The 25,885-nt window shown below is 65.2% G+C and carries 21 protein-coding genes and 2 pseudogenes; 13 read left to right on the top strand and 10 right to left on the bottom strand.

Annotated elements, in window-relative coordinates; translation table 11 throughout:
* Positions 1-2 precede the first annotated feature (2 nt).
* The gene (locus tag ACYQR9_RS01505) at positions 3-1,466 is read right to left on the bottom strand and encodes a M81 family metallopeptidase (protein WP_056453853.1); all 1,464 of its coding nucleotides are present in this window, start codon (positions 1,464-1,466) and stop codon (positions 3-5) included.
* Positions 1,463-3,892, bottom strand: a complete 2,430-nt coding sequence (locus ACYQR9_RS01500) for a penicillin acylase family protein (protein WP_461228455.1) — start codon at positions 3,890-3,892, stop codon at positions 1,463-1,465. The genes ACYQR9_RS01505 and ACYQR9_RS01500 overlap by 4 nt, the downstream gene beginning before the upstream one ends.
* 106 nt (positions 3,893-3,998) lie before the next feature.
* On the opposite strand from ACYQR9_RS01500, the gene ACYQR9_RS01495 reads away from it, so the two are divergent.
* Positions 3,999-5,456 carry an amidase gene (locus tag ACYQR9_RS01495; RefSeq protein WP_461228454.1) on the top strand — a complete coding sequence of 486 codons (1,458 nt, stop codon included), beginning with the start codon at positions 3,999-4,001 and terminating at the stop codon, positions 5,454-5,456.
* Positions 5,453-5,614 (top strand): hypothetical protein, encoded by a 162-nt coding sequence (locus ACYQR9_RS01490; RefSeq protein WP_461222250.1) that lies wholly within the window; start codon positions 5,453-5,455, stop codon positions 5,612-5,614. The genes ACYQR9_RS01495 and ACYQR9_RS01490 overlap by 4 nt, the downstream gene beginning before the upstream one ends.
* A gap of 484 nt (positions 5,615-6,098) precedes the next feature.
* On the opposite strand, the gene ACYQR9_RS01485 is transcribed toward ACYQR9_RS01490, so the two are convergent.
* The gene (locus ACYQR9_RS01485; RefSeq protein WP_461228453.1) at positions 6,099-6,998 is read right to left on the bottom strand and encodes a LysR substrate-binding domain-containing protein; all 900 of its coding nucleotides are present in this window, start codon (positions 6,996-6,998) and stop codon (positions 6,099-6,101) included.
* Positions 6,999-7,125: 127 nt separating this feature from the next.
* Between ACYQR9_RS01485 and ACYQR9_RS01480 the strand changes: the two genes are divergently transcribed.
* Both ACYQR9_RS01480 and ACYQR9_RS01475 read left to right on the top strand, forming a co-directional pair.
* On the top strand, positions 7,126-8,358 hold the full coding sequence (locus ACYQR9_RS01480; RefSeq protein WP_461228452.1) for an MFS transporter: 1,233 nt from the start codon (positions 7,126-7,128) through the stop codon (positions 8,356-8,358).
* Positions 8,359-8,441: 83 nt separating this feature from the next.
* The gene (locus ACYQR9_RS01475) at positions 8,442-9,176 is read left to right on the top strand and encodes an SDR family oxidoreductase (protein WP_461229706.1); all 735 of its coding nucleotides are present in this window, start codon (positions 8,442-8,444) and stop codon (positions 9,174-9,176) included.
* A 292-nt stretch (positions 9,177-9,468) separates the two neighbouring features.
* Here ACYQR9_RS01475 and ACYQR9_RS01470 read toward each other — a convergent pair whose 3' ends face one another.
* Positions 9,469-9,924 (bottom strand): hypothetical protein, encoded by a 456-nt coding sequence (locus ACYQR9_RS01470; RefSeq protein ID WP_461229895.1) that lies wholly within the window; start codon positions 9,922-9,924, stop codon positions 9,469-9,471.
* On the opposite strand from ACYQR9_RS01470, the gene ACYQR9_RS01465 reads away from it, so the two are divergent.
* The gene (locus tag ACYQR9_RS01465; protein WP_461228451.1) at positions 9,829-10,041 is read left to right on the top strand and encodes a hypothetical protein; all 213 of its coding nucleotides are present in this window, start codon (positions 9,829-9,831) and stop codon (positions 10,039-10,041) included. The genes ACYQR9_RS01470 and ACYQR9_RS01465 overlap by 96 nt on opposite strands.
* A 157-nt stretch (positions 10,042-10,198) precedes the next feature.
* Here ACYQR9_RS01465 and fdhF read toward each other — a convergent pair whose 3' ends face one another.
* From fdhF to ACYQR9_RS01450, 3 genes are read right to left on the bottom strand one after another with little or no spacing between them, the layout of a single operon-like run.
* Positions 10,199-13,171: a formate dehydrogenase subunit alpha gene (gene fdhF / locus ACYQR9_RS01460; protein WP_461222254.1), complete on the bottom strand. Its 2,973-nt coding sequence runs from the start codon at positions 13,169-13,171 to the stop codon at positions 10,199-10,201.
* Between the two features lie 43 nt (positions 13,172-13,214).
* Positions 13,215-14,933, bottom strand: a complete 1,719-nt coding sequence (locus ACYQR9_RS01455; protein WP_461228450.1) for an NAD(P)H-dependent oxidoreductase subunit E — start codon at positions 14,931-14,933, stop codon at positions 13,215-13,217.
* 49 nt (positions 14,934-14,982) lie between these two features.
* Positions 14,983-15,306 (bottom strand): hypothetical protein, encoded by a 324-nt coding sequence (locus ACYQR9_RS01450; protein WP_461228449.1) that lies wholly within the window; start codon positions 15,304-15,306, stop codon positions 14,983-14,985.
* 701 nt (positions 15,307-16,007) lie between these two features.
* Between ACYQR9_RS01450 and ACYQR9_RS01445 the strand changes: the two genes are divergently transcribed.
* Positions 16,008-16,355 carry an avidin/streptavidin family protein gene (locus tag ACYQR9_RS01445; protein ID WP_461228448.1) on the top strand — a complete coding sequence of 116 codons (348 nt, stop codon included), beginning with the start codon at positions 16,008-16,010 and terminating at the stop codon, positions 16,353-16,355.
* 192 nt (positions 16,356-16,547) lie between these two features.
* On the opposite strand, the gene ACYQR9_RS01440 is transcribed toward ACYQR9_RS01445, so the two are convergent.
* Positions 16,548-16,892: a helix-turn-helix domain-containing protein gene (locus tag ACYQR9_RS01440; protein WP_461222258.1), complete on the bottom strand. Its 345-nt coding sequence runs from the start codon at positions 16,890-16,892 to the stop codon at positions 16,548-16,550.
* Between the two features lie 185 nt (positions 16,893-17,077).
* Between ACYQR9_RS01440 and paoA the strand changes: the two genes are divergently transcribed.
* Genes paoA through paoC form a run of 3 tightly spaced genes read left to right on the top strand, consistent with a single transcriptional unit; the run spans position 17,078 to position 20,838 of the window.
* The gene (gene paoA / locus ACYQR9_RS01435) at positions 17,078-17,671 is read left to right on the top strand and encodes an aldehyde dehydrogenase iron-sulfur subunit PaoA (protein WP_461228447.1); all 594 of its coding nucleotides are present in this window, start codon (positions 17,078-17,080) and stop codon (positions 17,669-17,671) included.
* Positions 17,668-18,618 (top strand): FAD binding domain-containing protein, encoded by a 951-nt coding sequence (locus tag ACYQR9_RS01430; protein ID WP_461222260.1) that lies wholly within the window; start codon positions 17,668-17,670, stop codon positions 18,616-18,618. The genes paoA and ACYQR9_RS01430 overlap by 4 nt, the downstream gene beginning before the upstream one ends.
* A 3-nt stretch (positions 18,619-18,621) precedes the next feature.
* The gene (gene paoC / locus ACYQR9_RS01425; protein ID WP_461228446.1) at positions 18,622-20,838 is read left to right on the top strand and encodes an aldehyde oxidoreductase molybdenum-binding subunit PaoC; all 2,217 of its coding nucleotides are present in this window, start codon (positions 18,622-18,624) and stop codon (positions 20,836-20,838) included.
* 1,027 nt (positions 20,839-21,865) lie between these two features.
* On the opposite strand, the gene ACYQR9_RS01420 is transcribed toward paoC, so the two are convergent.
* Both ACYQR9_RS01420 and ACYQR9_RS01415 read right to left on the bottom strand, forming a co-directional pair.
* Positions 21,866-22,594 (bottom strand): SDR family NAD(P)-dependent oxidoreductase, encoded by a 729-nt coding sequence (locus ACYQR9_RS01420; RefSeq protein WP_461228445.1) that lies wholly within the window; start codon positions 22,592-22,594, stop codon positions 21,866-21,868.
* Complete coding sequence (locus tag ACYQR9_RS01415; RefSeq protein ID WP_461228444.1) at positions 22,591-23,226, bottom strand: DUF938 domain-containing protein; 636 nt, start codon at positions 23,224-23,226, stop codon at positions 22,591-22,593. The genes ACYQR9_RS01420 and ACYQR9_RS01415 overlap by 4 nt, the downstream gene beginning before the upstream one ends.
* A 153-nt stretch (positions 23,227-23,379) precedes the next feature.
* Between ACYQR9_RS01415 and ACYQR9_RS01410 the strand changes: the two are divergent.
* From ACYQR9_RS01410 to ACYQR9_RS01395, 4 genes and pseudogenes are all read left to right on the top strand, one after another.
* Positions 23,380-23,691: pseudogene (locus ACYQR9_RS01410) on the top strand (integrase); the annotation flags it as partial.
* A 104-nt stretch (positions 23,692-23,795) separates the two neighbouring features.
* The gene (locus ACYQR9_RS01405) at positions 23,796-24,083 is read left to right on the top strand and encodes a hypothetical protein (RefSeq protein WP_461228443.1); all 288 of its coding nucleotides are present in this window, start codon (positions 23,796-23,798) and stop codon (positions 24,081-24,083) included.
* Between the two features lie 57 nt (positions 24,084-24,140).
* Complete coding sequence (locus ACYQR9_RS01400) at positions 24,141-25,124, top strand: formylglycine-generating enzyme family protein (protein ID WP_461228442.1); 984 nt, start codon at positions 24,141-24,143, stop codon at positions 25,122-25,124.
* A pseudogene (locus ACYQR9_RS01395) lies at positions 25,121-25,852 on the top strand (sulfatase-like hydrolase/transferase); the annotation flags it as partial. The gene ACYQR9_RS01400 and the pseudogene ACYQR9_RS01395, both read left to right, overlap by 4 nt.
* Between the last annotated feature and the right edge of the window lie 33 nt (positions 25,853-25,885).

Here is a 25,885-nt window from a genome sequence, read left to right as displayed (position 1 = left end):
GATCAATCCTGTGCGAACGGGTCGGCGATGCGGGGCCAATAGGCCGGGTCGCGTTTGGTGTAGGGGATCGCTCCGTAATCCGGTGGAACCGCGCCGGGGGCGGCGACGTAGCGAATCTCGCTGGCGATGGGCGCGAAGGCCGCGTGGAAGTGCTGCATCGATTTCACCACGACGATGCGCTTGTCGTCGAGGGTGAGGCCGAGGCCAGTATAGGCATCCGGGGCGAAGGGCTGCTGGCGCTGCGAGGCCAGAACGATATGGATGCCGTCCGCCTCGATCCAGGCGCAGGGACCGAGTTGCGCGCGGCCGCCGCTGAGGCCGCCCTGGCTATGAGCCTCGGAGAGTCCGCGCACGGTGATGCGCAGGTCGAGGGGATCGCCGGAGGTGACACCGCACTTGCCGGCGATGCGCAGATCGAACGTGGCGCCGATTCCGGCCTCGTGACAGATGCCAACCGCGCCCGGATCCCAGTACAGGCCGGTGACGGCGTCGCGGATGCCGCGCTCGACCATCCGGGCGAGGAGAGCGGTGTTGTCGGAGGGAGCGCCCGCCCCGGCATTGTCCGCGATGTCCGCGAGCACCATCGGGCGCGGATCGGTGGAGGCCAGCGCCGCGTCGAGCGCGGCATCGACCGTATCGACCCGTGTCGCGGCCTCCCCGCGCATCGCCCAGATCTCGGCGGCGAGAATTCGGGCGAGGGACGCGGCCTTGGCCGTATCGCCGTTGGCCACCACGAGCATCCGGGCGCCGACCTCGGCGACGTCCCCCCATGGAAAACCGTGTCCGAACGAGACGGACAGGATGCCATCCCTGCCCTCCAGCGCCTCCATCCGCCGCACGAACCCAGCGACCGGCTCCGCCGTGGTGCGCCACATATTGACCATGCGGCAATCCTGGATCGCCATGACCGGGCGGATCGTCCCCTCGGCCGTGCCGATGACAAGCGGATAGAGGTCGCGCGCCCGCGCCACGATGTCCGTATGCGGGTATTCCTTATAGATCACGACGACGTCGGCCGCCCGACGTATAGTCTCGGTCAGATGGCAATGAAGGTCGAGTTCGACGCCGACCGCCACTTTCGGCCCGACCAGGGCGCGGACTCGCTCCAGCGTGTCGCCCTCGCAATCGTCATAGCCCTGCGCGACCATGGCGCCGTGCATGAACAGCAGCACCGCATCGACGGGTAGCGCCGCTTCGAGATCGGACAACAGAGTATCGCGTAAGTCTTCGTAGACCGCGCGCAGGGTGATGCCACCGGGCTGGGCGAAGGTGGACAGGCTTTCGACCACGATGTGCCCGTCGCTCTCGGCCATCTCCCGCCAGGCCTTGAGGCCGATATTGCTGAGGCTCGGCGGTCCGAGGCTCCCATTGCGGCGGGCGTAATCGGCGAGGAAGGCGGCCCTGCCCGTGGGCAGGGGAGCGAAGGTGTTCGTCTCGGTGGCGAGGCCGGCGATGAAGATCTTCACGTGCTCGGCAACTCCTGGCTAGGTCGAAGGGGCTGGCTGGGTCGAAGGGTGATGATGCTCTCGGTGGCCGCGTCCACGGCCTCGCGGGAATAGAGCAGGGGCACCGTTGCGCTCGCCGCCCAGGATACGGCATGGTCGGCGTAATGGCGGCTGTCGGTGCGGCCCGACTGGCCCGGCGCGTTCACGAACACGCTGGCGTCCCAATCGCCTACATCGACGATCATGCGGAACGAAGCGCCCGTGGTGAGGGCACCGTCATGGGGGTGGTAATCCGCATGCATCACGGAGGCGGCCGAACCGCCGACAGGCAGCGGACCGACATTCTCGCTGACCGCGCCGCCGATGCCGGAGAGGGGATGCCGGAAGAATCCATGATGGAAACGGCCCCATTCCCATCCGGCGGGATCCGTACCGAACCGCGCCTCGCAATCGAGCCAGGCCGAGGCGAGGGCGCGGGTGACGAGCGCCGTGCGCGTCGCTTCGTCGAGGTGCGGGTGACCATGGTCGAGCGCGTCGAGCAGTGTCTCTGTGTCACCGGGCCGGAACAGGTCTGCATCGGCCGGCTCGGGCGCCAGGGCGGTGACGAGGGCCGGCCGCAGGTGACGGAGCCAGAGCGTCTCGATGAGGCAGGCGGCGGCGCTCTCCGCATGCAGGTATCCGTCGAAACCGAGGAGCAGGTGGATGGCGGCGCGGGACGCAGCATCGTCGGCCGGGGGCAGGGCGGCCACGAGTCGGCCGAGGCGGAGGGCGGGTTCCGAGAACACGTCGGCCTGAAGGCGGGTCGAGGCGTCGAGCGTATGCCCGGCATCGTCCTCGAGGACGGAGCGGATGCGCCGGGCCCTCCAGGGTTCAAGCCACTCGAAGCTCAGCTTGCGCGTCTCAGCCGGATAATCCGCGGGCAGGTTCATCTCGTTCGCGCTGAAGACGAAGCCGCATTCGGGGTCTACATGGTGCGGCAGCACGAACGGATCGTGGAAATCCGCCCATTCGTAACGCCCGTCACCGGGCACCGGGAGCAGCCCGTCCCAGTTCGGGCGCACGGGCGCCTTGCCCGCCATGAACCATGCGATGGTGCCACCGGTATCCGCATAGACCTGGTTGGTGGAGGGTGCCGACCAATCGCGCAACGCCTCACGAAATTCCGTCACCGTGGTGGCGCCGAGATAGGCGAGGCTGCCGAGATAGGCGGCTGTCCCCGGCTCGGACCAGACCGTCCGCACGGCGAAGGCCTGGCGCCCGGACACCTCCTCACAGATCACCGGCCCGTGACGGGTGAAAGCGAGGGTGACCTCTTCGTCGGAGCCGTCGCGCACGGGAATGCGCTCGACGACCCGCGCCATCGCCTCCCAGCCCGTTCCATAGCGGTAGAGGCCGGGATCATCCGGATGGGTCTCGTAGACGAACAGGTCTTCCTGATCGATCGGCGCGATGGTGAGGCTGAAGGCGGCGGTGCCGTTATGGCCGATGGAGATGCCCGGCAGCGCCGGTTCTCCGGCTCCGATCACGTCGAGCCCCGGCGCGGTGAGATGAACGACGTAGCGCAGGGAGGGGAGCTGGTAGGCGCGATGCGGGTCGCTCGCCAGGATCGGACGGCCGGTGGCGGTCCGTGCCCCCGAGACCGCCCAGTTGTTCGAGCCTTCGCTGGCCTCCGCCGGCGCCACGACAGGTTGGCGATCCGAGCGATGGACGGCGCCGGACGCATCGACCTCGCTCCATACCCAGGCATCGGCGCGTTGGGCGGCGAGGCGGGCCGGATCGAAGCTCACCGGCGCAGTGGCGAGACGGAAGACCGTGAGGAGGTCTTGGGGCAATCGCTCGGGCGCCAACCCTTCGGGAATCACGGGATGGTGGTCCGGGCTCAACGACTTGCGCAGGACATCCGTCGCAAGGCCGCAACGCGCCAGGACACGGGCGCGGGCGACCTCCGAGGCGACGTTGCGCACGAGGGCATGGCTGCGGATCCGCACCACGTCCTCCGCATCCCAAAAGGCGGGCCGCGTGCCCATGGATGCGAATTCCGGCGGCAGTAGATCGTCCCTGTCACGCGTCAGGACGATGAACGCGTTGAGCCCACGGACGAAGGCCTCGACGATGCCCTTTGCGCGGGGATGGCCATAGGCCGCCCATTCGGCATCCATGTCTCCGCGATACAGGAACAGCCGCGCGGCCCGATCCTGGGCGAGGTAGCCCGGACCGAAATCTGCGGCGAGCAGGCCCAATCCGCGCTTGCGCCACAGGTCGAGCTGCCAGAGTCGGTCACGACCCGCATTGAACCCCTGCACGAGGAACGCATCGTACTGCGATTCCGCCCGGATATGGGCGACGCCCCATCTGTCAAGACGGATCTCGGCGGGCGCAGCCAATCCTTCGATGGAGAAGGCAGGGCCGTCCAAGCTCGGTGGCGTCACCATCAGCACGGATTCCATCGGCGCGGCTTCGTACAGTGTTGTCGGCCTGCGGCACGCATCATGTATGCAATTCCATCCTGTATTCGGCGTTCTGGCAAGCCGTGCGCCAACCTGGAGTGATGGGATGAGCGGGACTTCTACGATGCCAAGTCTGCCGCAGGGCGGGATCGTCGGCCTCGACGCGACACAGATGATGGCGGCGATCCGCGACCGGCACATCTCCTGCCGGGAGGTGATGGAGGCTCATCTCGATCGCATCGCGCTGGTGAACGGGCGAGTGAACGCTATCGTGTCCCTGCGTGACCGGGGGAGGCTTTTAACCGAGGCCCACGCGGCCGATGCCGACCTTCGGCGCGGGCTGTGGCGCGGGCCGATGCATGGATTGCCCCACGCGGTGAAGGACTTGGCGCCGACGCGCGGACTTCGCACCACTTTCGGCTCACCGATCTTCGCGGATCATGTTCCGAAGGAAGATGCTTTATTCGTCGAACGCCTGCGCGCGGCAGGGGCGATCCTCATCGGCAAGACGAACGTCTCCGAGTTCGGCCTTGGCTCGCATAGCTACAACCCCGTCTGGGGCACCACGCTCAACGCCTATGATCCCGCTCTAAGTGCTGGCGGAAGCTCGGGCGGCGCCGCTGTCGCAACGGCCCTCCACATGGTGCCCATGGCCGATGGCAGCGACTTCGCCGGCTCCCTCCGTAACCCTGCCGGCTGGAACGGTATCTTCGGGTTCCGGCCTTCTCAGGGCAGGGTCCCATCGCTGCCGGGCCCGGAGGGCTATATCCAGCAACTTGCCACTGATGGTCCCATGGCGCGGAACGTCACCGATCTCGCGCTCCTCTTATCGGTGATGAGTGGGCCCGATCCCCGTGCACCCCTCTCCCTGGCAGAGCCGGGCCTCACTGCCGAGTTGCTGCCGGGCAGAGTGGAGGGTGCCCGCATCGGCTGGCTCGGCGATTTCGTCGGTGCTCTTCCCCTGGAAGACGGCATCCTGCCGCTGTCCCAGACGGGCCTCTCCGCCCTCGAAGCCGCGGGATGCCGCATCGAGGAGACCGGTCTCGGGATCAGCCGGGACGAGATCTGGGCATCCTGGCTGGTCTGGCGCCACGTCCTGGTCGGCAGCCGCTACCGACCGCTCTATGACGATCTAATCAAACGCGAGCAGATGAAGCCGGAACTGATCTGGGAGATCGAAGGCAGCCTCGGTCTTTCCGCCGACGATCTCTATCGAGCGTCGGTGGCGCGGACGCGCCTCTACCAGCGCTTCCTTGCGCTCTTCGCCGATTTCGACGCGCTGGCCCTGCCGAGCGCTCAGGTCTTTCCGTTTGCTCAGGCCGAGCCCTGGCCCACGATCATCGCCGGCACGTCCATGGATACGTATCATCGTTGGATGGAAGTGGTGGTGCCAGCGACCTTGTCCGGATGCCCCACAATCTGCCTGCCGTTAGGTCCATGGGCACCGGACGGACGATCATCGGGGTTGCAGCTCATCGGAAGGCCGGGACAGGACAGGGCGCTGCTTTGCATAGCCCATGCATTCGAGGAAGTGAGTCAGCCATCACAGCGACTTCCTTTATGAAGAGATGGGCATACACGGCAGCGCTGTTTGCCGCCTTCAACGTCCTGGACGGTACCTTGCTCGGCCACTGCACGCAGCATCATCGCCACGGCACGCTCAACCGCCTCCTTAACAATATCCAGGGCTCCTTCTGGGGCCTGACCCGTCGGCGCCTGTAGCGATATACCTTCACTGGCTTCGTCGACTCGCAGTCGATCATCAACTGAGGCACCGTTCACTACAACAAAAAGCCAGTACTGGGTTATGAGGACACGAACTCATTTTACCGTGCGTTCCAGTCCTGGGAAGGAACCACTCAAGCGCGCGGGATAGAGCTTACCGCGTCATGTTTTGGAAACAGCTCAATGGCTCCAGATCAGGTGTAGTCCTGCCCAAGGAGCCGCTTGGCCTAGGTCCATTTTCGAGAACGCAAAAATGTCCGTTGAACGCCCGGGTTGGGTCGGGACCGGTCTTACAGCTCTACGACCGCGTCGGGTGGATTTTTGTCGGTCCGCTTCCGAGAGGCTGGGTCGCCGGAACGGACGTTTGCTCGGGGAACACGAGGGGGCCACTTCACGCACAGATCGGTCATTATGCCGAACGCAGTCGCCCTTCTCGCAAGGAGAGAAGCCGTCTCCGGCTCGACCTGATGGTCGTCTAATCTCATTGCGCGCCCGTGGCGACGAGCCAGTCGACGAATGCCGTAAGGGTCGACGTCTTGTCCGCGTCGTTCGGAACGAGGGCCACGTAGCCGGGGCGTGGGACGACGATTTCCGGGAACGGGGCGACGAGCCGTCGAGACGCCAGGTCGCCGGACAGGACGGGCAAAGGCCCCAGGCCGTAGCCAAGCCCGTCCGCCGTCGCCTGCAGTGCCACAAAGTAGTGGTCGAACGTCCGGCGGCTGCCCGTATCAGGGGGGAGACCTGCGGCGCTCAGCCAGTCGCTCCAGTCGCCCGGGCGCGTCTCGCTCGTCAGCAGCGTGGCGCCTTCGAGGTCGTTCGGGGTGCGCAGGGGGCGGGCCGCGAGGAGGGATGGGCTTGCAACCAGCGTGTTGGCCTCCCGCAGGAAGGGGACCGCGCGGTAGGCGCCCCAGGGATGATGCACCCCCGTTCCGATACGCGGCTCGCGCCGGACCGCGAGGTCGAAGCCGCCGCGCAAGGCATTGTGCAGGGTCGTGGTCGTCGTGACGACCACCTCGGCCTCCGGCCGCGCTGCATGGAAACTGTTTAAGCGAGGGATCAGCCAGCGCATCGCGAAGGTCGTGGGCGTGCTCAACCGCAGGGTCCGTGGCGCAAGCGGCCGGCCGCAGATCTCGGCCGCCGCGTCGAGCCTGTCGAACGTGAGGCTGACCGCCTCCGCGAATGCCCGGGCCGCGGGCGTCGGGACGACGCTCCGACCGACCCGTACGAACAGGCGCTGGCCGAACCACGCCTCCAGCACGGCGACCTGACGGCTGACGGCCCCGTGGGTCAGCCCGAGTTCGGCGGCCGCGGCGGCATGGCTGCCGGCCCGGGCGGCGACCTCGAAAATGCGTAGCGCGTGGAGGGGTGGAAGACGGCGCATCGGACCTCTGGGCTCGCATCCGTGAGTTTAGCGCACGGGTAGCGTGAGTCGAACACCTCTCATCGCCGAAGGCTCACGGGTATAGCCGTCACGGCGTTGGCTGCTGGCGGCCGTGGAAGGGTGATCGATGCCGACGACCATCGCGGAAACGGACGGGCGGGCCGCGAGCGCGACGGATGGGGCGGGTGACATCCACGCGCCTCGGCGGACGCGCACCCTCGCCACGATCGGCGTCAACCACGCCCTGCACGACGGCTACACTGACCTGATCTACGTACTGCTGCCGGTCTGGCAGGCGGAGTTCGGCCTCGGCTACGTCGCGCTCGCGCTGGTGCGCTCTCTCTATGTCGGCGCGCTGGCCGGCCTGCAGATGCCTGCCACCACCCTGGCCAGGACGCTCGGTGCACGCGTCGTTCTGATCCTCGGCACGTCGCTCGGTGCGGGCGGCTACGCGCTGGCTGGTGCCTCGGGCGGTCTCGTCGGCCTCTGCGTCGCCCTGGCGCTCTCCGGCGCGGGCAGCAGTACCCAACATCCCCTCGCCTCGGCGATGATCGCCCGGGTCTACGGGAAAGGGGCAAGGGGGCCGCTCGGCACCTACAACTTCGCCGGTGATCTCGGAAAGGCAGCGCTGCCCGCACTCGCCGGTTTCCTTCTCGGCCACGCCGACTGGCGCTTCGCGCTCTGGCTCGTTGCCGGCCTTGGGGTTGTCGTCGCATTCGGGGTCGCCATCTTGCTGCCCCGTGAGCCCGTCCCGCGCGAGGAACCATCGGCACGCACCCAAGCGGCCGTGCCCAGCGACCCGTCGACGGGCCGGACCGACTTCGGACTCCTCGTGGCAGTCGGCATGCTCGACAACGCCGCACGGCCGGCCTTTCTCGTCTACCTCCCGTTCCTGCTGCAGGAGAAGGGAGCGGTCCTCGCGACGGTGGGTGTCGCGTTCGGCCTAACGGCCGTCGGCGGTGCATTGGGCAAGGCGATCTTTGGCCGGCTCGGGGAACGCTTCGGGGTGACGCGGTGCGTGATCCTCTCGGAAGCAGGCACGGCGGTCGCGATCCTGCTGGTTATTGCGCTCCCGCTCACCCCCGCGCTCGCGGTGCTGCCGGTCCTCGGCCTGATGCTGAACGGCACGTCCTCCGTGCTCTACGGAACCGTGCCGGAACTCGCCCCGCACGGTCGTGTCGAGCACGCCTTTGCGGTCTTCTACACTTGGACGCTCGGAGGCAGCGCGCTTGCGACGCCCCTACTCTACGGCCCGCTTGGCGATGCGGTCGGACCACGTTGGGCCGCGGCCGCGGCCACGGCCTTCGCTGTCGTCCCGATCATGCTCGTTCTGTCACCGCACCTCGCGAGGAAACCATGAACTCTGTCCAAAACCCCGATGCCACCGATGGCGACCGCCCGGATGCCCCTGCCGCACCTGACGCCGCGCGAACTGCACCAGTGATGCTGATCACCGGCGGCAGCCGTGGCATCGGCGCCGCGACCGTGCGTCTTGCGGCACGGCGGGGCTACGACGTCGTGTTCAGCTACCTGTCGAACGAGGCGGCGGCCCAGGACCTGGTCGCTGCGATCGAGATGGAGGGCCGAAGCGCGATCGCCGTACGAGCCGACAGCGCCGATCCCGCCGAGGTCTCGCGGATGTTCGATCGCGTCGACCGCCGGTTCGGTCGGCTCGATGTCCTTGTCAACAATGCTGCTATGATCGCACGACAGGCTCGTCTCGAAGACTTGGACTATGAGCGCGTGCGGCGCGTCTTCGCAGTGAATGCAATCGGCCCGATCCTCTGCGCGCAGCATGCCGTGAAGCGCATGTCGCATCGCCATGGCGGGCGTGGGGGCGCGGTGGTCAACGTCTCCTCGGCCTCCGCCCGCCTCGGCAGTCCCAATGAGTACGTGGACTACGCGTCCTCGAAGGGCGCGGTCGAGACCATGACGATCGGCTTCGCGAAGGAGGTCGCACGTCAGGGCATTCGGGTGAACTGCGTGCGGCCCGGCCACATCTTCACTGAGATGCACGCGAGCGGTGGCGAACCCGGGCGCGTGGATCGCGTGAAGGACAGCATTCCGATGGGACGGGGTGGCGAGCCCGAGGAGGTCGCGCGAGCGATCCTATGGCTGGCCGGCTCAGAAGCCTCGTTCGTCACCGGTACCTTCCTCGACGTCACGGGCGGCAAGTAAGCGCGACCGCTTGCGGAGCGCCGCGGTCCATTGCGGACAGGCTATGTCTCGCTCAACGTCCGTTCTCGGGCGTCGCGTCAGAGAATCCGAACGACTGGGTCGGGTCGGATGCGGAACGTTCGTTTACGGTCAGGCAGACGAGTTCCGCTGTTGGTGCAAAGCGAACGCCAGCTTAGCTAGTGACATCGGGGTACACCCTAGCATGACTTAACGTAACTGGCATAAAACGTCGCAACATCTGGTTTGACACGGGTTATTTGTGACAAGGTAGCCTCGGACCTAAAGCTTGAGGTTACAAACCATAGCCCGCATCGGTTACGCCCACTTCAGCACACTCGATCAGGGCCTTGATGGGTAGGTCGCCCGGCTGAAGGCTGAAGGCTGCGGCGTAATCCGTTCGGAGAAGGTCTCTGGTGACAACCGCGATGGCCGGTCCGAGTTGGCGACCGTATTGGAGTTCCTTCGACTCGGTAACGAACCCATGGTCACGTGCCTCCACCGCCTTGGGCGCGACACCCGTAACGTCCTCAACCTCATTCACGAGGCCGAGCAGCGCGGGGCCTTTGTCATCATGCTTGCCCCCTATCTCAACGCGGGGCGAAATGAGCCACAATAAGCCACAATAAGCCACGTCGTCCTGACGGTACTCGGCATGGTCGCGCGAATGGAACGGTGGTTCATCAAGGAGCGCCAGCGCGAGGGCATTGAGCGCGCGAAAATCAACGGTGCTTATGCCGGCGGCAGGCACTGCCTCGACAGCGACCGGATCAAGGCCCTGTGTGAGGCAGGCAATAGTGTTGCGGCGATTGCAACTGAGTTGGCCAACTTCCGCATGCAGGTGTACCGTTTTCTACGGGAACCGTAGCAGTCCAACCATCAAAAGTTTGATAGACCAGTGCACTTGCGGCTTTGTTTGGCTGGATGCGGCGCTGGCTCGCCGGGCTCTCATTGTGTCATCGGTGAGTGCCGGCTCGACCGTGACCGGATCATGTCGTTGCCCCGCATGCAGGTTTGCCCAGCAGCTATTCCGCCGCCATATGCGCTACACCGACGGCAGATACTCGAGCCGCACAGAACTTGAACTCCGGAATCTTGCCCATCGGATCAAGTGCCGGATTGGTCAGAAGATTTGCCGCGGCCTCGGCGTAACAGAACGGCATGAAGATCATGCCGACTGGTACGTCTCGGTCGGATCGAACCTTCAAGTGGACAGCGCCCCGTCGCGTTTCCAGTCTCATCGTATCGCCGGGTTCGAGGCCGAGTCGGTAAAGCTCCTTTGGTGCCAGAAAGGCGACCGCCTCCGGTTCGAGTGCGTCGAGGACGCCCGCACGCCGCGTCATCGATCCGGTATGCCAATGCTCCAGCACCCGGCCGGTCGAGAGCACCATCGGGTATTCTGCGTCCGGCACCTCGTCAGGCGGTACGATGGCCGCCGGTACGATCTTGGCCCGGCCACTCTCGGTCGGGAAGCCGGCGTAGAAGATGATCTCGTTTCCGGGCTTGTCTGGCGCGTCGACCGGGTAGGTCACGGCGCCCTCTCGCTCCAGGCGCTCCCAGGTGATGTTGTTGAACGATGGCATCACCTGCGCCATCTCGGCGAAGATGTCGGCGGGCCCGCCATAATTCCACACAAGCCCCATCCGATTGGCGAGTTCCTGAATGATCCACCAATCCTGGCGAGCGTCACCCGGCGGCGAGACCACGGGTTTGGCGATCTGAACGCGACGGTCGGTGTTCGTGAAAGTGCCGGCCTTCTCGGCGAAGGCCGAAGCCGGCAGAACAACGTCGGCGTGGAACGCGGTTTCGGTCAGGAACAGGTCCTGCACGACGAGGTGGTCGAGCATCGCCAGCGCGTGACGGGCGTGGTTGAGGTCAGGGTCCGACATAGCCGGATTCTCACCCTCAACGAACATGCCCTTGATTTCGCCCGCATGGATCGCGCGCATGATCTCGACAACGGTCAGGCCATTGTTCGGATCGAGGGACTGCCCCCAGAACTCCTCGAAGAGCTTGCGTACCGCCTCTTTCTCGACGGACTGGTAGTCCGGGTAGACCATCGGGATCAGGCCTGCGTCAGACGCGCCCTGGACGTTGTTCTGGCCTCGGAGCGGGTGTAGCCCCGTACCTGGGCGCCCGATCTGCCCGGTAATGAGCGCGAGCGCTATGAGACAGCGTGCGTTGTCGGTACCGTGGACGTGCTGGCTGACGCCCATGCCCCAGAAGATGATCGAGGACTTAGCCCTTGCGTAGAGGCGGGCGACCTCGCGCAGGGTCTCGGCGTCGATGCCACAGACCGGAGCCATCTTCTCTGGCGTAAAGTCGACGATCTTCTCCTTCAGCGCCTCGAAGTTTTCGGTGTAACCCGCGATGTATTGCTCGTCGTAGAGCCGCTCCGTGACGATCACGTTGAGCATCGCATTCAGCATCGCGACGTCAGAGCCCGGCTTAAAGGCGAGGTGTTTAAAGGCATGCCGCGACAAAACCTGACGACGCGGGTCCATGACGATCAGCTTGGCGCCGTGCTGCTTCACGGCGTTCTTCAGGAAGGTCGCCGCGACCGGGTGGTTCACGGTCGGGTTGGCACCGATCACGATGATGACCTCGGCGTCCAGCGCCGCCGAGAATGGTGCAGTAACGGCACCGGAGTTCAGGCCTTCCATCAGTGCGGCAACTGAGGACGCGTGGCACAGGCGTGTGCAATGGTCGACGTTGTTCGAGCCGAAGCCGAGCCGGACTAATTTCTGGAAGAGATACGCTTCCTCGTTCGAACCCTTGGCGGAGCCGAATCCGGCGAGCGATTTGCGCCCGTGCGTGTCGCGGACCTTGGTCAGCCCACCGGCTGCCCGGTCGAGCGCCTCCTCCCAAGTTGCCTCGCGAAAATGCGTCCATGGATTGGCGGGATCGACCTGGTCGTTGGCGTCCTTCGGGACATTGTCGAGTCGGATCAGCGGTGCCGTTAGGCGATGGGGGTGGTGGATGTAGTCGAAGCCGAAGCGCCCCTTCACGCAGAGCCGGTTATGGTTCGCCGGCCCGTCCACACCCTCGGCGTAGACGATCCGCTCGTCCTTGACCTTGTAGGAGACTTGGCAGCCGACGCCACAATACGGGCACAGCGAGGTGACCTCCCGGTCGGGATAGACCGTTCGGGTATTGTGTTCGGCATCGAGGTAGGCCGAGGGCATCAGCGCGCCGGTCGGGCAGGCCTGGACGCACTCGCCGCAGGCGACGCAGGTCGAGCCGCCCATGGGGTCATCGAAGTCGAACACGACCTTGGCGTCGGCGGAGCGGTAGGCCATGCCGATAACGTCGTTGACCTGCACCTCGCGGCAGGCCCGGACACAGAGATTGCACTGGATGCACGCGTCGAGGTTGACGCTCATGGCAGGGTGGCTGAAGTCTCCGGTCCAGCGCTCGGCCGCCGGGAAACGGCTTTCCGTGACGTCGAGGAAGTCGGCCTGCACCCAGAAATGCGACGTTGGATCGTGCGAGGTCTCGCGCTCCGGCTGGTCGGCGACGAGCAGTTCGAGCACCATCGCTCGGGCCTTGGTCGCCCGCTCGGATGCCGACTTCACCTTCATGCCGATGGCGGGGGTACGCTTACACGAGGCGGCGAGCACGCGCTCGCCCTCAATCTCGACCATGCAAGCACGGCAGTTGCCGTCCGGGCGGTAGCCTGGGTCGGGCTTGTGGCAAAGGTGCGGGATGTGCGTCCCGATCCGCTTGGCCACCGCCCAGATGGTTTCGCCGGGCTGAGCCTCGACCTGCCGACCATCGAGCTCGAACGCAATCGACGACGGGGCGACCGGGCCGTCCCTCAAGCCGAACGTCCCGGTCGGATCAGGGGCGGCCTGCCCCCCCGATTTCGCCCCTTGCGAATAGGCGCCGCCCGCCTCGGGTTTCGACCCCTGCGCAGGGCCGCCGGCATCCTGCGCGCCGTCGGCCCGGATTTTGTGCCTTACGGACGTATCGTCGTGCGTTTCGGGGGCGTTGCTCATGCGTCCGCTCCTGGCTTGCGCGTGGAAAGGGTAATCGTGACCATCATTCGGCAGCCAGCGCCTTGGGAGCAGGAAAAAGATCGGGGAAGAACCGAATGACGCTGCTTAGGGGGTTCGAGGCCGCCTGGCCCAACCCGCAGATCGAGGCGTCGCGCATGCATTGGGCAAGTTCCCCCAGAAGCTCGGTGTCCCAGACGCCATCCTCCATCAGGATACGGGCCTTCTGGGTGCCGGAGCGACAGGGCGTGCATTGCCCGCAACTCTCGTCCTCGAAGAATCGCATTAGGTTCAGGGCGGCCCCCCGAACGTCGTCCCGGTCGGACATGACAACGACGGCCGCCGATCCGATGAAGCAGCCGTATTTTTCAAGTGTGCCGAAATCGAGCGGGATGTCGTTCATCGACGCCGGCAGGATACCGCCGGACGCGCCGCCCGGCAGGTAGGCCGAGAACGTATGGCCCTCCAGCATGCCGCCGCAATGCTCATCGATGAGTTCCTGGATGGTGAGGCCGGCGGGCGCCAGCTTCACACCGGGTTCCCTCACGCGCCCGGACACCGAATAGGAGCGCAGGCCGAGACGGTCGTTACGGCCATGGCTCTTCCACCAGCCAGCGCCGCGTTCGATCAGGTCGCGCACCCAGAACAACGTCTCGATGTTGTTGATGAGGGTCGGACGATTGAACAGACCGACCTGGAACGGGAAGGGCGGTTTATGCCGTGGCAGCCCTCGCTTGCCTTCGAGCGACTCGATCAGTGAGGATTCCTCGCCGCAGATATAGGCCCCGGCCCCGCGGCGCAGATGGATGCGCGGTCCGCCGGTAGGAATCCGGGCGATTTCTTGGGTCAGGATCTCACGGGAGATCGGATACTCGTCGCGAAGGTAGATATAGACGTCCGTGGCCTCGACCACGTGGGCGCCGATCAGCATGCCTTCGAGGAAGCGGTGTGGGTCGGTGTTGAGGTAGAGCTGATCCTTGAAGGTGCCAGGCTCACCCTCGTCGCCGTTGACCGCCATCAGCCGCGGCCCAGGTTCGCCGCGCACCGATCTCCACTTGCGCCCCGTCGGGAAACCCGCGCCGCCGAGGCCACGCAAGCCGCCGTCGTCGAGCACTTGGAATATGTCGTCTATGGAAAGGTCGCCGCCTCGGAGACGGTCCAGCGTCGCGTATCCGCCGGTCGCCCGGTACGCGTCGTAGTCGATGTATTGGGGCAGATGGGCGTGGGTGTCACCGGCCTCGACGGCCGCCCGCACGGATGCAAAGTCGGCCTTGTGGAGGAAGTTATGCCCGACCTCGACGGCGGGCGCGTGGTCGCAGAGGCCGACGCATGGGGCACGCACGACACGGACCCGGTCCGACGCAAGCTCCCGCTGGAGCGTTGTCAGCAAGTCGTCGGCGCCGAACATCGCGCAGGTGATGCTGTCGCAGACGCGGACAGTCAGTTGCGGAATGTCGGCGTCGCCCTCCTTCACCACGTCGAAATGGGCGTAGAACGTCGCCGTCTCGAAAACCTCGGCGAAGGCGAGGTCCATCTCGTCCGCCAACGCCGCGAGATGGTGTGCCCCGATCTGGCCGTAGGTATCCTGGATCAGATGGAGATGCTCGATCAGCAGGTCGCGTTGGCGCGAGCGCGTCCCAAGGAGTTGCTCAATCTCGACTTTGGCATTCGGCTCGACCTGACGGCCCTTTGGCACGGCTCGGACCTTGTTGCGTCCCGTGCCAGGATGAGAAAAATTCCTGACTGTCCCTGGTGCCTCACTCATGGGCGATCCGGTTTCCATTCGTTCTTGCGGTGATTGGTACGAGCGCTGCCTATTGGCCACCAAAGGCACGTAGCGGCTGACCGGCTTCGGAGCGATGTTCCATCGTCACAGCACCGGTGGACGTCTCCAGCGACGCGACCCGTGGGCCGACGATGGACCGAAGTTCCGACTCGAAAGCGTCCAGGGCGGCGTTGAGACGGTCCGTCGGGCTTTCGTCCGATCCCGACTTGCCTTTTGAATCGAGGGCCTCGGTCAGTACGCTTTGAAGCCGCTCAATCAACTCTTGCGTGAGTGGCGGCTTGGCCTGCTCAACATAGGCTTGCGTCACAGCATGCGCCTGATCGGTCGCCGGGAGGATGGGAAGCTCGGTCATGGTTGGGCTCGCAAGGGTGCAAAAAGGCGGTGCATGGCGTGCCCGTTGTTTCGGTAACTCGGCATTCTGCCTCTGGCTACCCGTTAATACGCGATATATTTCATATGGTATATCGCTTTTGCAATGGTTTCGAACTGGCGCTGCGTTGCGGGGGCAAGCCCTGGGAGCATGGCTCGGGACCGACCGGGAAGTGACGAGCTTGAGCTTTGCAGGGCGGTGGTGAGCCAGATGCTCGTTATCATGGGGCATCACTGGACCCCGGTTCACGAGTTCGACGACGAGCCGCAGACGGCTCGGTGCAAGCGATTTGGCGGGCAGGCTCATACAACCTCGCGGTGGTCGAGTGGGCTAGCGTTGGACCAGCCTAGAAATTGGAATCTACTCGCATACGAACGAACGAGGACCGCTGCGTTCCAGCCTTGTACGGAACGTATTGGTCGGTCGTGACGGCCCCTTCGAGCGTGCTTATACGCCGGTGGTATAATCCGCCGAGCAGATGTTTGCAGGGTGGATGAGTTACTTAGCAAATTCCGATGGGGCGATATTCCATGAAATCGCCCAAGCTGCGCGTTAGAGACGGTCGCAGATCGGAGGAGTTCTTCTCGGCTTCTTGGGAAACATAGCCGACATCGATATACCGATGCACATATCTCGTGTGCCGCGAATCTGCGTCGGCTGAGCGAGCAGGTGTGGACGCATCGATGTTTGAAGGGACGTGGCGCAGCGCGGCCGGTGCCGAGCTCCGACTATGGCAATTCGGGGAGGCGGTATCCGGCACGTATGCTGCTGGCCAAGCGGAGGCGATGCCGCCGCATCGTGGTCGCATACTGGTCGGTATGGCGGAAGGCAACGTGATTGGTTTCGTGACGGCATCAGGAGCATCGCACACAATCAGGAGCTGGGCGGGTCGCATCTATCCGTCTGAAGGAGGAATGGGTTTCGAGCTTCACCTAGTGAGCCAAACTGTCGGACAGCAGACGTCGCGGGTTAAGTTTTCGCGGTCGGTCAAGCTTGAGACCGTCGTGTTCACCCAGGTGACCGTCGATTAATTAGCGCCTACCCGAAGCTAGAGGCTGTTATGAACCGTGCCAGTTGAGCGACCTGTTTAAGCATGAGGCAGACGAAGGCGACGATGTTGATGCTGGGTTAGTACGACAAGAGCGGATGCAGGACTGGCCACAGGAACGTCTTGGACGCGTGCTCGGGCGCTGGGACTCTCATGTTTCCCGCGGGCTTGTCCTTCATCTCGGCCAGGGCAGTGAGCTCGACCTCGACCTGCGCGAACTGGGAACCGACGACGTCCAGCGGACGCTTGCTCGCCTCGGTCGGGAAGACACCGCGCGTGGATCGGTCAGCAGCCGCATCCCGAGCTGTTCATCAAGATCCGTCATGGCGCGACTCAGGGCCGATTGGGGCACGCCCAGTCGTGCCGCGGCAAGGGCGAAGCTGTCCTGCGGCGATACCGTCGCAAAGGACCGGAGGTCGGTCAGGTTCTCACGCGCAATCGACGGTCCCCGGCGCGCGCATCCGAAGGGGTTGATCCTGCACCTGCGGCGTGCCGATCCGGCCCCATAGTCCACGCGCATGACCCTATGTGGGTTTGCAGGGCAAATCGACGAGATCGTGCGCCGTACATTGGAGCCTATCCAAGGTGTGAGTGTTTCCTCCGCACAACCCGCTCGCGCCGGACGGTTCGAAGCGCCGCCCCCGCATCCCTACGGAGGCCGAGATGGGACGATCTGGAGATCATGAATTGAATCGGAGAGACTTGATGGTGGGAGCATCCGCCACGGCAGCCCTCGCGGCCGTACCCTCGGCGGCGGGCGCCGCCCCCGTGAGCATCGACAAGCCGGTGCTGACGAAGGTGTCGTTGACGGTGAACGGCCAGCGCCGCGACCTTGAGCTCGACACCCGCACGAGCCTGCTCGATGCCGCCCGTGAGCACCTGCATCTGACCGGTTCCAAGAAGGGCTGCGACCACGGCCAGTGCGGCGCCTGTACGATGATCGTCGATGGGCGGCGTATCAACTCTTGTCTTACCCTCGCGGTGATGCACCAGGGCGCCGAGATCACCACCATCGAGGGACTCGGCCAGCCCGAGAATCTACACCCAATGCAGGCGGCCTTCATTAAGCATGACGGTTACCAGTGCGGCTACTGCACCCCGGGCCAGATCTGTTCCGGCGTGGCCGTGCTCGCCGAGATCAAGGCCGGCATCCCCAGCCACGTCACCGCCGATCTCAATGCCACCCTCCAGGTGACAGAGGCCGAGATCCGGGAGCGCATGAGCGGCAACATCTGCCGCTGCGGCGCCTATTCCAACATCGTCGAGGCGATGACCGAGGTTGCCGGGAGGCCCGTATGAAGTCCTTCACCTACGAGCACCCAAGCTCGCCCCACGAGGCGGCCGCCGCCGTCGCGCGCACCCCGAACGCGAAGTTCATTGCCGGCGGCACGAACTTGCTTGACCTGATGAAGCTACAGATCGAGACACCGGCGCACCTCGTCGACGTGAACGGCCTAGGCCTGGACACCATCGAACCGACGCCCGAGGGCGGCCTCCGGGTCGGTGCCCTGGTGCGTAACACGGATCTGGCCGCCGATGCCCGGGTCCGCAAGGACTACGCCGTGCTCAGCCGCGCGCTCCTGGCGGGCGCGTCGGGCCAGCTGCGCAACAAAGCCACCACCGCCGGCAACTTGCTCCAGCGGACCCGCTGCCCATACTTTTACGACACGGCCCAGGCCTGCAACAAGCGCCAGCCCGGCTCTGGCTGCTCGGCCCTGGACGGGGTCTCGCGCCAGTTAGCGGTGATCGGCGGCAGCGAGGCCTGCATCGCCACCCACCCGGGTGACATGGCGGTGGCTATGCGGGTGCTCGACGCTACCGTCGAGACCGTGGATGCCAACGGCTCATCGCGAAAAATCCCGATGGCGGAATTCCACCGCCTGCCCGGCGACCGGCCCGAGATCGACACGACCCTCAAGGCCGGCGAGCTCATCACCGCCGTTACCCTGCCGAAGCCGTTGGGCGGCACGCATGTCTACCGCAAGGTCCGCGACCGGGCCTCCTACGCATACGCCCTCGTCTCGGTCGCTGCAGTGCTGCAGCCGGACGGCACGGGTCGGGCAGCATTCGGTGGCGTCTCGCACAAGCCATGGCGCGTCGAGGCGGCAGAGGGTGATCTGCCACGCGGCGCCAAGGCCGTGACCGACAAGGCCTTCGCCGGGGCCAAGCCTACTCACCAGAACGCCTACAAGCTGAAGCTCGCCGAGCGTACGCTCATGGCGGCGATCCACGAAGCGAGGGCCTGAGCCATGAAGTTCGACACCCCCGCAGGCCAGAACCCCATCGACCGTCTTAAGGTCGTTGGCCAGCCGACCGACCGGATCGACGGCAAGTACAAAACCACTGGCACCGCGCCCTACGCCTACGAACGCCATGACGTGACGCCGAGCCAGGCCTACGGCTACGTGCTCGGTGCCGGCATTGCCAAGGGCCGCATTCGCGGCATGGACACCTCCATTGCCAGGACGGCCCCAGGTGTCCTCGCCATCGTGACGACGCTCGAAACGCCCCGAATGGAACGGGGCACAATGAACACGGCCTACTTGTTCGGCGGCGACCAGGTTCAGCACTACCACCAGGCCATCGCCGTGGTGGTGGCCGAGACCTTCGAGCAGGCCCGCGCGGCCTCCTTCCTGATCACGGTCGATTATACCCCTGAAACGGGGAAGTTCGACCTGGCCGCCGAAGCGAAGTCTGCGAAGCCGGTGAAGGGCGACAGCGGCGAGGGCAGCGGTGGCAACGGCGAGGAGCGTGTCGGTGATTTTGAGGGTGCCTTCGCAAAGGCACAGGTCACGTTCGACGAGATCTACGCGACCGCCGACGAGAGCCACGCGATGATGGAGCCGCACGCGACCGTCGCGGCATGGGAGGGCGACAAGGTCACGCTCTGGACCTCGAACCAGATGATCACCTGGGCCCATGAAAGCATGGCCAAGACCCTTGGTATTCCGAAGGCGAACGTGCGGATCGAATCTCCCTACGTGGGCGGCGGATTCGGCGGCAAGCTGTTCGTGCGCGCCGACGCGGTCCTCGCGGCGCTCGGTGCCAAGGCGGCGGGACGGCCGGTGAAGGTCGCACTGACCCGTCCCCTCATCGCCAACAACACCACCCATCGGCCCGCCACTATCCAGCGCGTGCGCATCGGGGCGACGAAGGACGGCACCATCACGGCCATCGCCCACGAGAGCACCTCCGGCAACCTGCCCGACGGCGATCCCGAGACGGCGGTGAGCCAGACGAAGCTTCTCTACGCGGGCGCCAACCGGCTCACGGCGATGAAGCTCGCACTCCTCGACCTGCCCGAGGGCAACGCGATGCGCGCGCCCGGCGAGGCTCCGGGCCTGATGGTCCTGGAAGTCGCCATGGACGAGATGGCAGAAAAGCTAGGGATCGACCCCGTGGAGTTCCGCGTTCGCAACGACACCCAGGTCGACCCCCACGCCCCGGATCGCCGCTTCTCGCATCGTGACCTCGTCGGGTGCCTCAAGCTGGGGGCTGTTAGGTTCGGTTGGGCGAAGCGCAATGCCAAACCTGGCTCCGTCCGGGACGGGCAGTGGCTCGTTGGTGTCGGGGTCGCCTCCGCGTTCCGCAACAACATGGTGATGAAGTCCGGCGCACGCGTTCGTCTGGATGAACAAGGGACGGTCACGGTTGAAACCGACATGACCGACATCGGAACGGGTACCTACACCATCATCGCCCAGACGGCCGCCGAGATGATGGGCGTCCCGCTGGACAAGGTCGTGGTGCGGCTGGGGGACTCCGATTTCCCCGCCTCGGCGGGATCGGGTGGCCAATGGGGCGCCAACTCCTCGACGTCCGGGGTCTACGCGGCCTGCGTGAAGCTGCGCGAGGCCGTGGCGCAGCGTCTTGGCATCAACTCGGCCGACGCAGTCTTCGAGGACGGCCAGGTCCGCTCCGGAAACCGCGCAGTGCCGCTCGGCGAAGCGGCGCGGGGAGGGCTGACGGTCGAGGACGCCATCGAGTTCGGCGAACTCTCTAAGACCTATCAGCAATCAACGTTCGGAGCCCATTTCGTCGAGGTGGGCGTCGATGTCCACACGGCGGAGATCCGGGTCCGGCGCATGCTTGCGGTCTGCGCCGCCGGTCGCATACTCAACCCGAAGTCGGCCCGCAGCCAGGTCATTGGCGGCATGACTATGGGTGTTGGTGCTGCGCTGATGGAGGAGCTTGCGGTCGACACTAAACGCGGCTTCTTCGCTAACCACGACCTCGCCGGATACGAGGTGCCGGTACATGCCGATATCCCGCACCAGGATGTGATTTTCCTCGACGAGGTCGATCCAATCTCTTCGCCGATGAAAGCCAAGGGCGTGGGCGAGCTCGGCATCTGCGGCGTCAGCGCGGCGGTGGCAAACGCCGTTTACAACGCGACGGGTATCCGGGTGCGGGAATACCCGCTTACCCTCGACAAGTTCCTTGACCGCATGCCCGACGCAGCCTGAGCTACGGGGAACGGCAGGGACAATGTACGGATATGCGACCTTGTTCGGGCTCGCCTCCGTAGCCGGAATGCACAGCATGTCGGCTTGTGCCGCAGTGACGTGGGCCACCTCGGAGGGCGGGACACGGGGCGCCTCGATCCCGGCCGGCGCGGGAGCACGAGCCATTGTGACGACACTGCCGCGTGGTGAGATGGCAAGGGACAAGATGTCGTTCCCAGCGGATTGCCGCATCCCGCCCTCGTTCGCATTTCGGCTCGCAATCGGCGGATGAGCGTTGGTCGGCCGTCAATCGTCACCCAGGACCGGGGCCCAGGCCGACGCCGTCGCGGGTACACGTATCGGCCGAGCGGCCCGGGGACCGGACTCGCGCAAGTTCCCTGGTCGTGCCCAGGGGCCTTATCGAAAATGCCGCTGCCATAGGGCTTGCGGTTCTCGTCGTTTCTACGGCCGAACGGCATCATGAGCCTATCAGTGCCTATCCCGAAGCTCGTAGTTGGTAAGGCCTTGATGCCCCACTGTAAGGATTCATAGAGACCATCGCGGTCGAAGATGCCCCATCGTGTGGCCGTCATGATGCGGCATGCCGGAACCCGCGTCGCATCTAACCGTGGTGGCTCGCCCGTCCATCGATCTCACGGCCGGATGGCACGCCCCTTCGACGATAGGCCCACTAGGCTGGCCGCCTGCGAACCATCTGCCGTGCCGGAACGGAGAACGGTACGGGCGCCAGGACAGTCCGCCTGCTTCCGGGCGGTCAATTGGTTAAGTAGATCTTATTAGTCGGCCGAAGCTGACCCTTCTCAGACCTTAGGAACGTCCGCTACCGGGCTATTCAATTTATCAGATGGCTATGAAGGGAATGGACAGCTTTCTGCTCATCCGCTTTCAGGCGGATGATAGGCTAATTAAACGTTGGAGGAACCAGTATGCCAATGGTCAAGCTCGCGCCACGCATCCTGCGGGAAACATTCACATCCTGGTAGCGGCCGAGGCAGCTGCCCGTTATCCGTTTGGGCCGAAACCGCGCTTAGGCGGGGATCTTCGAACCGTCCCAAGCGAAAACGCTGCCGGAGTCGGCCGCGCTTAGGCCGTTCAACACGCGCAGGAGATGAGCCGCGCTCACTTCGGGCGAGAAGACGCCGTCGGCCGTCGGGTCCGGCCGGAAGGGCCGCGACAGGCCGGAGGCGACCGTGCCGGGATGCAAGCCCACGACGATCGCCTCCGGTCGGCTTCGGGCGACCTCGATCGCGAGCGTTCGCAGGATCTGGTTCAGTGCCGACTTTGAGGCACGGTAGGTATACCAGCCGCCAAGTCGGTTGTCGCCGATCGATCCGACCCGCGCCGACAGGGCCGCGAACACGCATCGCTCCCGTCGCGCAAGCAGGGGCACGAAATGCTTGGCGACAAGCGCAGGGCCGATCGTGTTGATCGCGAAAATGGTGGCCATCGCGGCGGGGTCGAGCGCCCTGACCGTCTTCTCAGGCGAGACGCCCGCCCTGTGAAGAAGGCCGGTAGCGACGATAACCAGACCCACCGGTCCGGCTTCGCCGACCCTGGCCGCCGCCGCAGCAACCGTTGTCTCATCGCTCAGGTCGATCGGGAGGGGTCGGACACCCGCGGGAACAGATGGTCCCGAGCGTGAGAGCGCGAAGATCGGCGCGTAGGCTTCGCCCTCGGCGAGCGCGCGGACCACGGCCCCACCGATGCCGCCGGACGCACCGATGACAACCGCGCTGGTTGGGCGTGAAGCGGTCAAGGCGCGGCCTCCCGGTCAACGGCGGAGCCTCGGCGCCCTCGGCGAAAGATCAGACTGAGGTTATTGGCCAGCATCGTGATGCGCTCTGCCAGATGAAGATCATGCGCTTTTGCAGCAGCCACGACCGCCTCGATGTCGCGGACCCCCCAGGAGGCATTCCTCGCGCGCAGGCTGTTGTCGAACGTGGCGTTGCTTGGCGCGGTGTGCGCGCCATGCTCCCGGAAAGGACCGTAGAGGTACAACACACCACCCCCCGCTAGCGCCGCTTCTGCGCCAGCCATCAGCCCGATGGTCGCATCCCAGGGTGCGATGTGGATCATGTTGATCGCGACGACCGCGTCCACCCGCGGCACCGGCCACGGCTGACGAATCGCATCGGTCGCCAACGGCGACCGGATGTTGGCCAGCCCGGAGGCGTGGGCATGGGCGACGATGCTGCGACGGGCCACTTCATTGGGATCGCTTGGCTGCCAGTCGAGGGCGGGCAGCGCACGGGCGAAATGGACGACGTGCTCGCCCGATCCGCTCGCGATCTCGAGCACGAGACTGCTGGGCGGGAAGACGCGTTCGAGGACCTCGGCGATCGGGGCGGCGTTGCGGGCCGCGGCCGGCGAGAACAAAGCATCGCGCATGGGTCACTTCTAAGCGCGGCCGATGCCGAGTGCATGCCTTTCGTGGCAGCACGCCTACTTCGGGGAAAAGACGCGTCTTCAGCCCATAGCGCGCAGCTGCGGCGCGGGCCGATCGCGATGAGATGCTGATGGCTCCTCAAACGGAGTTCAATCATGACTTCGACCAACGACACCACCCGCCGACCGTGGAATCTCGGCCGCCTCATCGGCCCTAAGCCGCCGTTAAAGCCCGAGCTCATCTATTCGATCCGCACTCTCCTGCAGCACGAGAGCCGCACGCGCGACCTCGCCTTGTTCAACACCGCCATCGACAGCAAACTGCGTGGCTCCGATCTCGTCCGCCTGCGCGTGGCCGATGTCCATCTCGGCGACGGCGTCCGCCTGCGCACCACCATCGTCCGGCAGAAGACTGGCCGGCCTGTACCCTTCGAGCTGACCGAGACTACCCGTGAGACCCTCGCGGCTTAGCTCAATCTGCTTCTATAGTAACAGATGAGTTGCGCTTTGAGATAAATTTGGGGATAATCTTGCGACGCGATTTCTGCGGGAGTTAATTCAGGAGCCGCCGAATGTTTCGCTCTTCAGCTCTCGCATTCCTGCTTCTGACCAATATCGCTGCACTGGCTGGCGAGCTTCCGCGCTACAACGTGGAAGCCACGTGTCGCGCCGCTCCGAGCCTGGAGGTTGGTGACCGGAACACCGACCAGACCTGCGTGCGTGATGAGACGCAGGCCCGCACGCAACTCGGGCAGCAATGGGCCGGCTTCGATGAGAAGCGCCGCGACCAGTGCATCCAGGAGGAGAGTATCGGGGGCACGCCAAGCTACGTCGACCTGCTGACTTGCCTGCAAATGTAAGCTGGCTCGCCCTCCCAAGGAGCACACCGGCACCGAAGCGCACTGACGGGAGGGGACATGTCTACCTGGCTCTTCGAAGAAGTCGCTCCAGCGACGAAGCCCAAGACCTGCTTGGGCATGCGCTACATCCCCGGCGGGACGTTCCGCATGGGATCGGACAGGCACTTTCCGGAGGAAGCACCGGCACACCGAGTGACGGTGGACAGCTTCTGGATCGACGAGACCCCCGTTACGAACCGGCAGTTCAAGACGTTCGTTCAGGCCACCTCCCATCGTACCGCCGCCGAGATCACGCCGGATCCCAAGGACCATCCCGGCGCGATGCCGCACATGCTCTACGCCGGCTCGCTCGTGTTCGTACCGCCTGACCTACCAGTCGATCTGCGGCTCTGGGGCGAGTGGTGGACCCTGCTCAAGGGGGCCAACTGGCGACGTCCCTACGGCCCGAAGAGCAACATAAACAGCCTCGACAACCATCCCGTGGTGCACGTGACTTACGCCGACGCACTCGCCTATGCGCGGTGGGCGGATAAGGACCTACCAACCGAGGCTGAATGGGAGTTCGCCGCCCGCGGCAGCCTCGACGAAGCGGAGTTCGCCTGGGGCGAGGTCTTCACTCCGAACGGGCAGCATATGGCCAACACCTGGCAGGGTCAGTTCCCCTGGCAGAACCTGGCGCAGGACGGCTTTGAGCGCACCTCGCCGGTCAAGGCCTTCCCACCTAATGGGTACGGCCTATACGACATGACCGGCAACGTCTGGGAGTGGACGAGCGACTTCTACACCGATCGTCACTCGGCCGACGCGCCGAAGGCCTGCTGCATACCGACAAATCCGCGCGGTGGCCCGGTCGAGCGAAGCTACGATCCGAGCCAGCCCGAGAGCCGGATCCCCCGTCGGGTCCTGAAGGGCGGCTCGCACCTGTGCGCGCCCAACTTCTGCAGCCGCTACCGACCGGCAGCGCGCCTTCCAGAGCCCGTCGATACCTCCACGAGCCATGTCGGCTTCCGCTGCATCATCAGGGAAAGGAGCGTTCCATGACCCGTGACAAAGCATTTACGCCGGGTACCGTAGGCCGAAACCGCAAGCGGTCCATGAGGGCGGCGCTGATCGGGGCGACGGCCTTGATCACGACGATGCCGGCGGTGCCGACCTTCGCCCAGGCGCCGCAGCAACAGAGGCCCAACATCCTCCTCATCGTCTCAGACGACACCGGCTATGGCGACCTCGGACCTTATGGCGGTGGACAGGGGCGCGGCATGCCGACGCCGAACATCGACCGCCTCGCCGATGACGGGCTGACCTTCTTCTCCTTCTACGCCCAGCCCAGCTGCACCCCGGGGCGCGCCGCGATGCAGACCGGGCGCATCCCCAACCGCAGTGGCATGACCACGGTCGCGTTCCAGGGTCAGGGCGGTGGCCTGCCTGCGGCCGAATGGACGCTCGGTTCAATGCTGAAGCAGGGCGGCTACAAGACCTACTTCACCGGCAAGTGGCACCTCGGCGAGGCGGACTACGCGTTGCCCAACGCCCAGGGCTACGACGTGATGGAGTATTGCGGCCTCTACCACCTCAACGCCTACACCTACGCCGACCCGACCTGGTTCCCCGACATGGACCCCGAGCTTCGAGCCATGTTCCAGAAGGTCACCAGGGGGGCGCTGTCGGGGAATGCCGGCGGGACGGTGACCGAGGAGTTTAAGATCAACGGCCAGTACGTGAACACGCCCGTGCTGGACGGCAAGGAGGGCGTCGTCGGCGTGCCCTTCTGTCCGACGTCAGCACCTGTGGGACAGATTGAG

The sequence above is a fragment of the Methylobacterium sp. CM6241 genome, assembly GCF_054817845.1.
The sequence above is the reverse complement of the archived record's forward strand: the minus strand, read 5'-3'. Positions and strand labels throughout refer to the sequence as shown.

Coding starts and splice junctions, on each gene's coding strand:
- fdhF (WP_461222254.1), bottom strand. CDS start 13,171: ATGAGCAACGCCCCCGAAACGCACGACGATACGTCCGTAAGGCACAAA.
- ACYQR9_RS01480 (WP_461228452.1), top strand. CDS start 7,126: ATGCCGACGACCATCGCGGAAACGGACGGGCGGGCCGCGAGCGCGACG.
- ACYQR9_RS01485 (WP_461228453.1), bottom strand. CDS start 6,998: ATGCGCCGTCTTCCACCCCTCCACGCGCTACGCATTTTCGAGGTCGCC.
- ACYQR9_RS01430 (WP_461222260.1), top strand. CDS start 17,668: ATGAAGTCCTTCACCTACGAGCACCCAAGCTCGCCCCACGAGGCGGCC.
- ACYQR9_RS01400 (WP_461228442.1), top strand. CDS start 24,141: ATGTCTACCTGGCTCTTCGAAGAAGTCGCTCCAGCGACGAAGCCCAAG.
- ACYQR9_RS01405 (WP_461228443.1), top strand. CDS start 23,796: ATGTTTCGCTCTTCAGCTCTCGCATTCCTGCTTCTGACCAATATCGCT.
- ACYQR9_RS01450 (WP_461228449.1), bottom strand. CDS start 15,306: ATGACCGAGCTTCCCATCCTCCCGGCGACCGATCAGGCGCATGCTGTG.
- ACYQR9_RS01475 (WP_461229706.1), top strand. CDS start 8,442: ATGCTGATCACCGGCGGCAGCCGTGGCATCGGCGCCGCGACCGTGCGT.
- ACYQR9_RS01455 (WP_461228450.1), bottom strand. CDS start 14,933: ATGAGTGAGGCACCAGGGACAGTCAGGAATTTTTCTCATCCTGGCACG.
- paoA (WP_461228447.1), top strand. CDS start 17,078: ATGGTGGGAGCATCCGCCACGGCAGCCCTCGCGGCCGTACCCTCGGCG.
- ACYQR9_RS01445 (WP_461228448.1), top strand. CDS start 16,008: ATGTTTGAAGGGACGTGGCGCAGCGCGGCCGGTGCCGAGCTCCGACTA.
- ACYQR9_RS01490 (WP_461222250.1), top strand. CDS start 5,453: ATGAAGAGATGGGCATACACGGCAGCGCTGTTTGCCGCCTTCAACGTC.
- ACYQR9_RS01500 (WP_461228455.1), bottom strand. CDS start 3,892: ATGGAATCCGTGCTGATGGTGACGCCACCGAGCTTGGACGGCCCTGCC.
- ACYQR9_RS01465 (WP_461228451.1), top strand. CDS start 9,829: ATGGTCGCGCGAATGGAACGGTGGTTCATCAAGGAGCGCCAGCGCGAG.
- ACYQR9_RS01495 (WP_461228454.1), top strand. CDS start 3,999: ATGAGCGGGACTTCTACGATGCCAAGTCTGCCGCAGGGCGGGATCGTC.
- ACYQR9_RS01440 (WP_461222258.1), bottom strand. CDS start 16,892: ATGCGCGTGGACTATGGGGCCGGATCGGCACGCCGCAGGTGCAGGATC.
- paoC (WP_461228446.1), top strand. CDS start 18,622: ATGAAGTTCGACACCCCCGCAGGCCAGAACCCCATCGACCGTCTTAAG.
- ACYQR9_RS01415 (WP_461228444.1), bottom strand. CDS start 23,226: ATGCGCGATGCTTTGTTCTCGCCGGCCGCGGCCCGCAACGCCGCCCCG.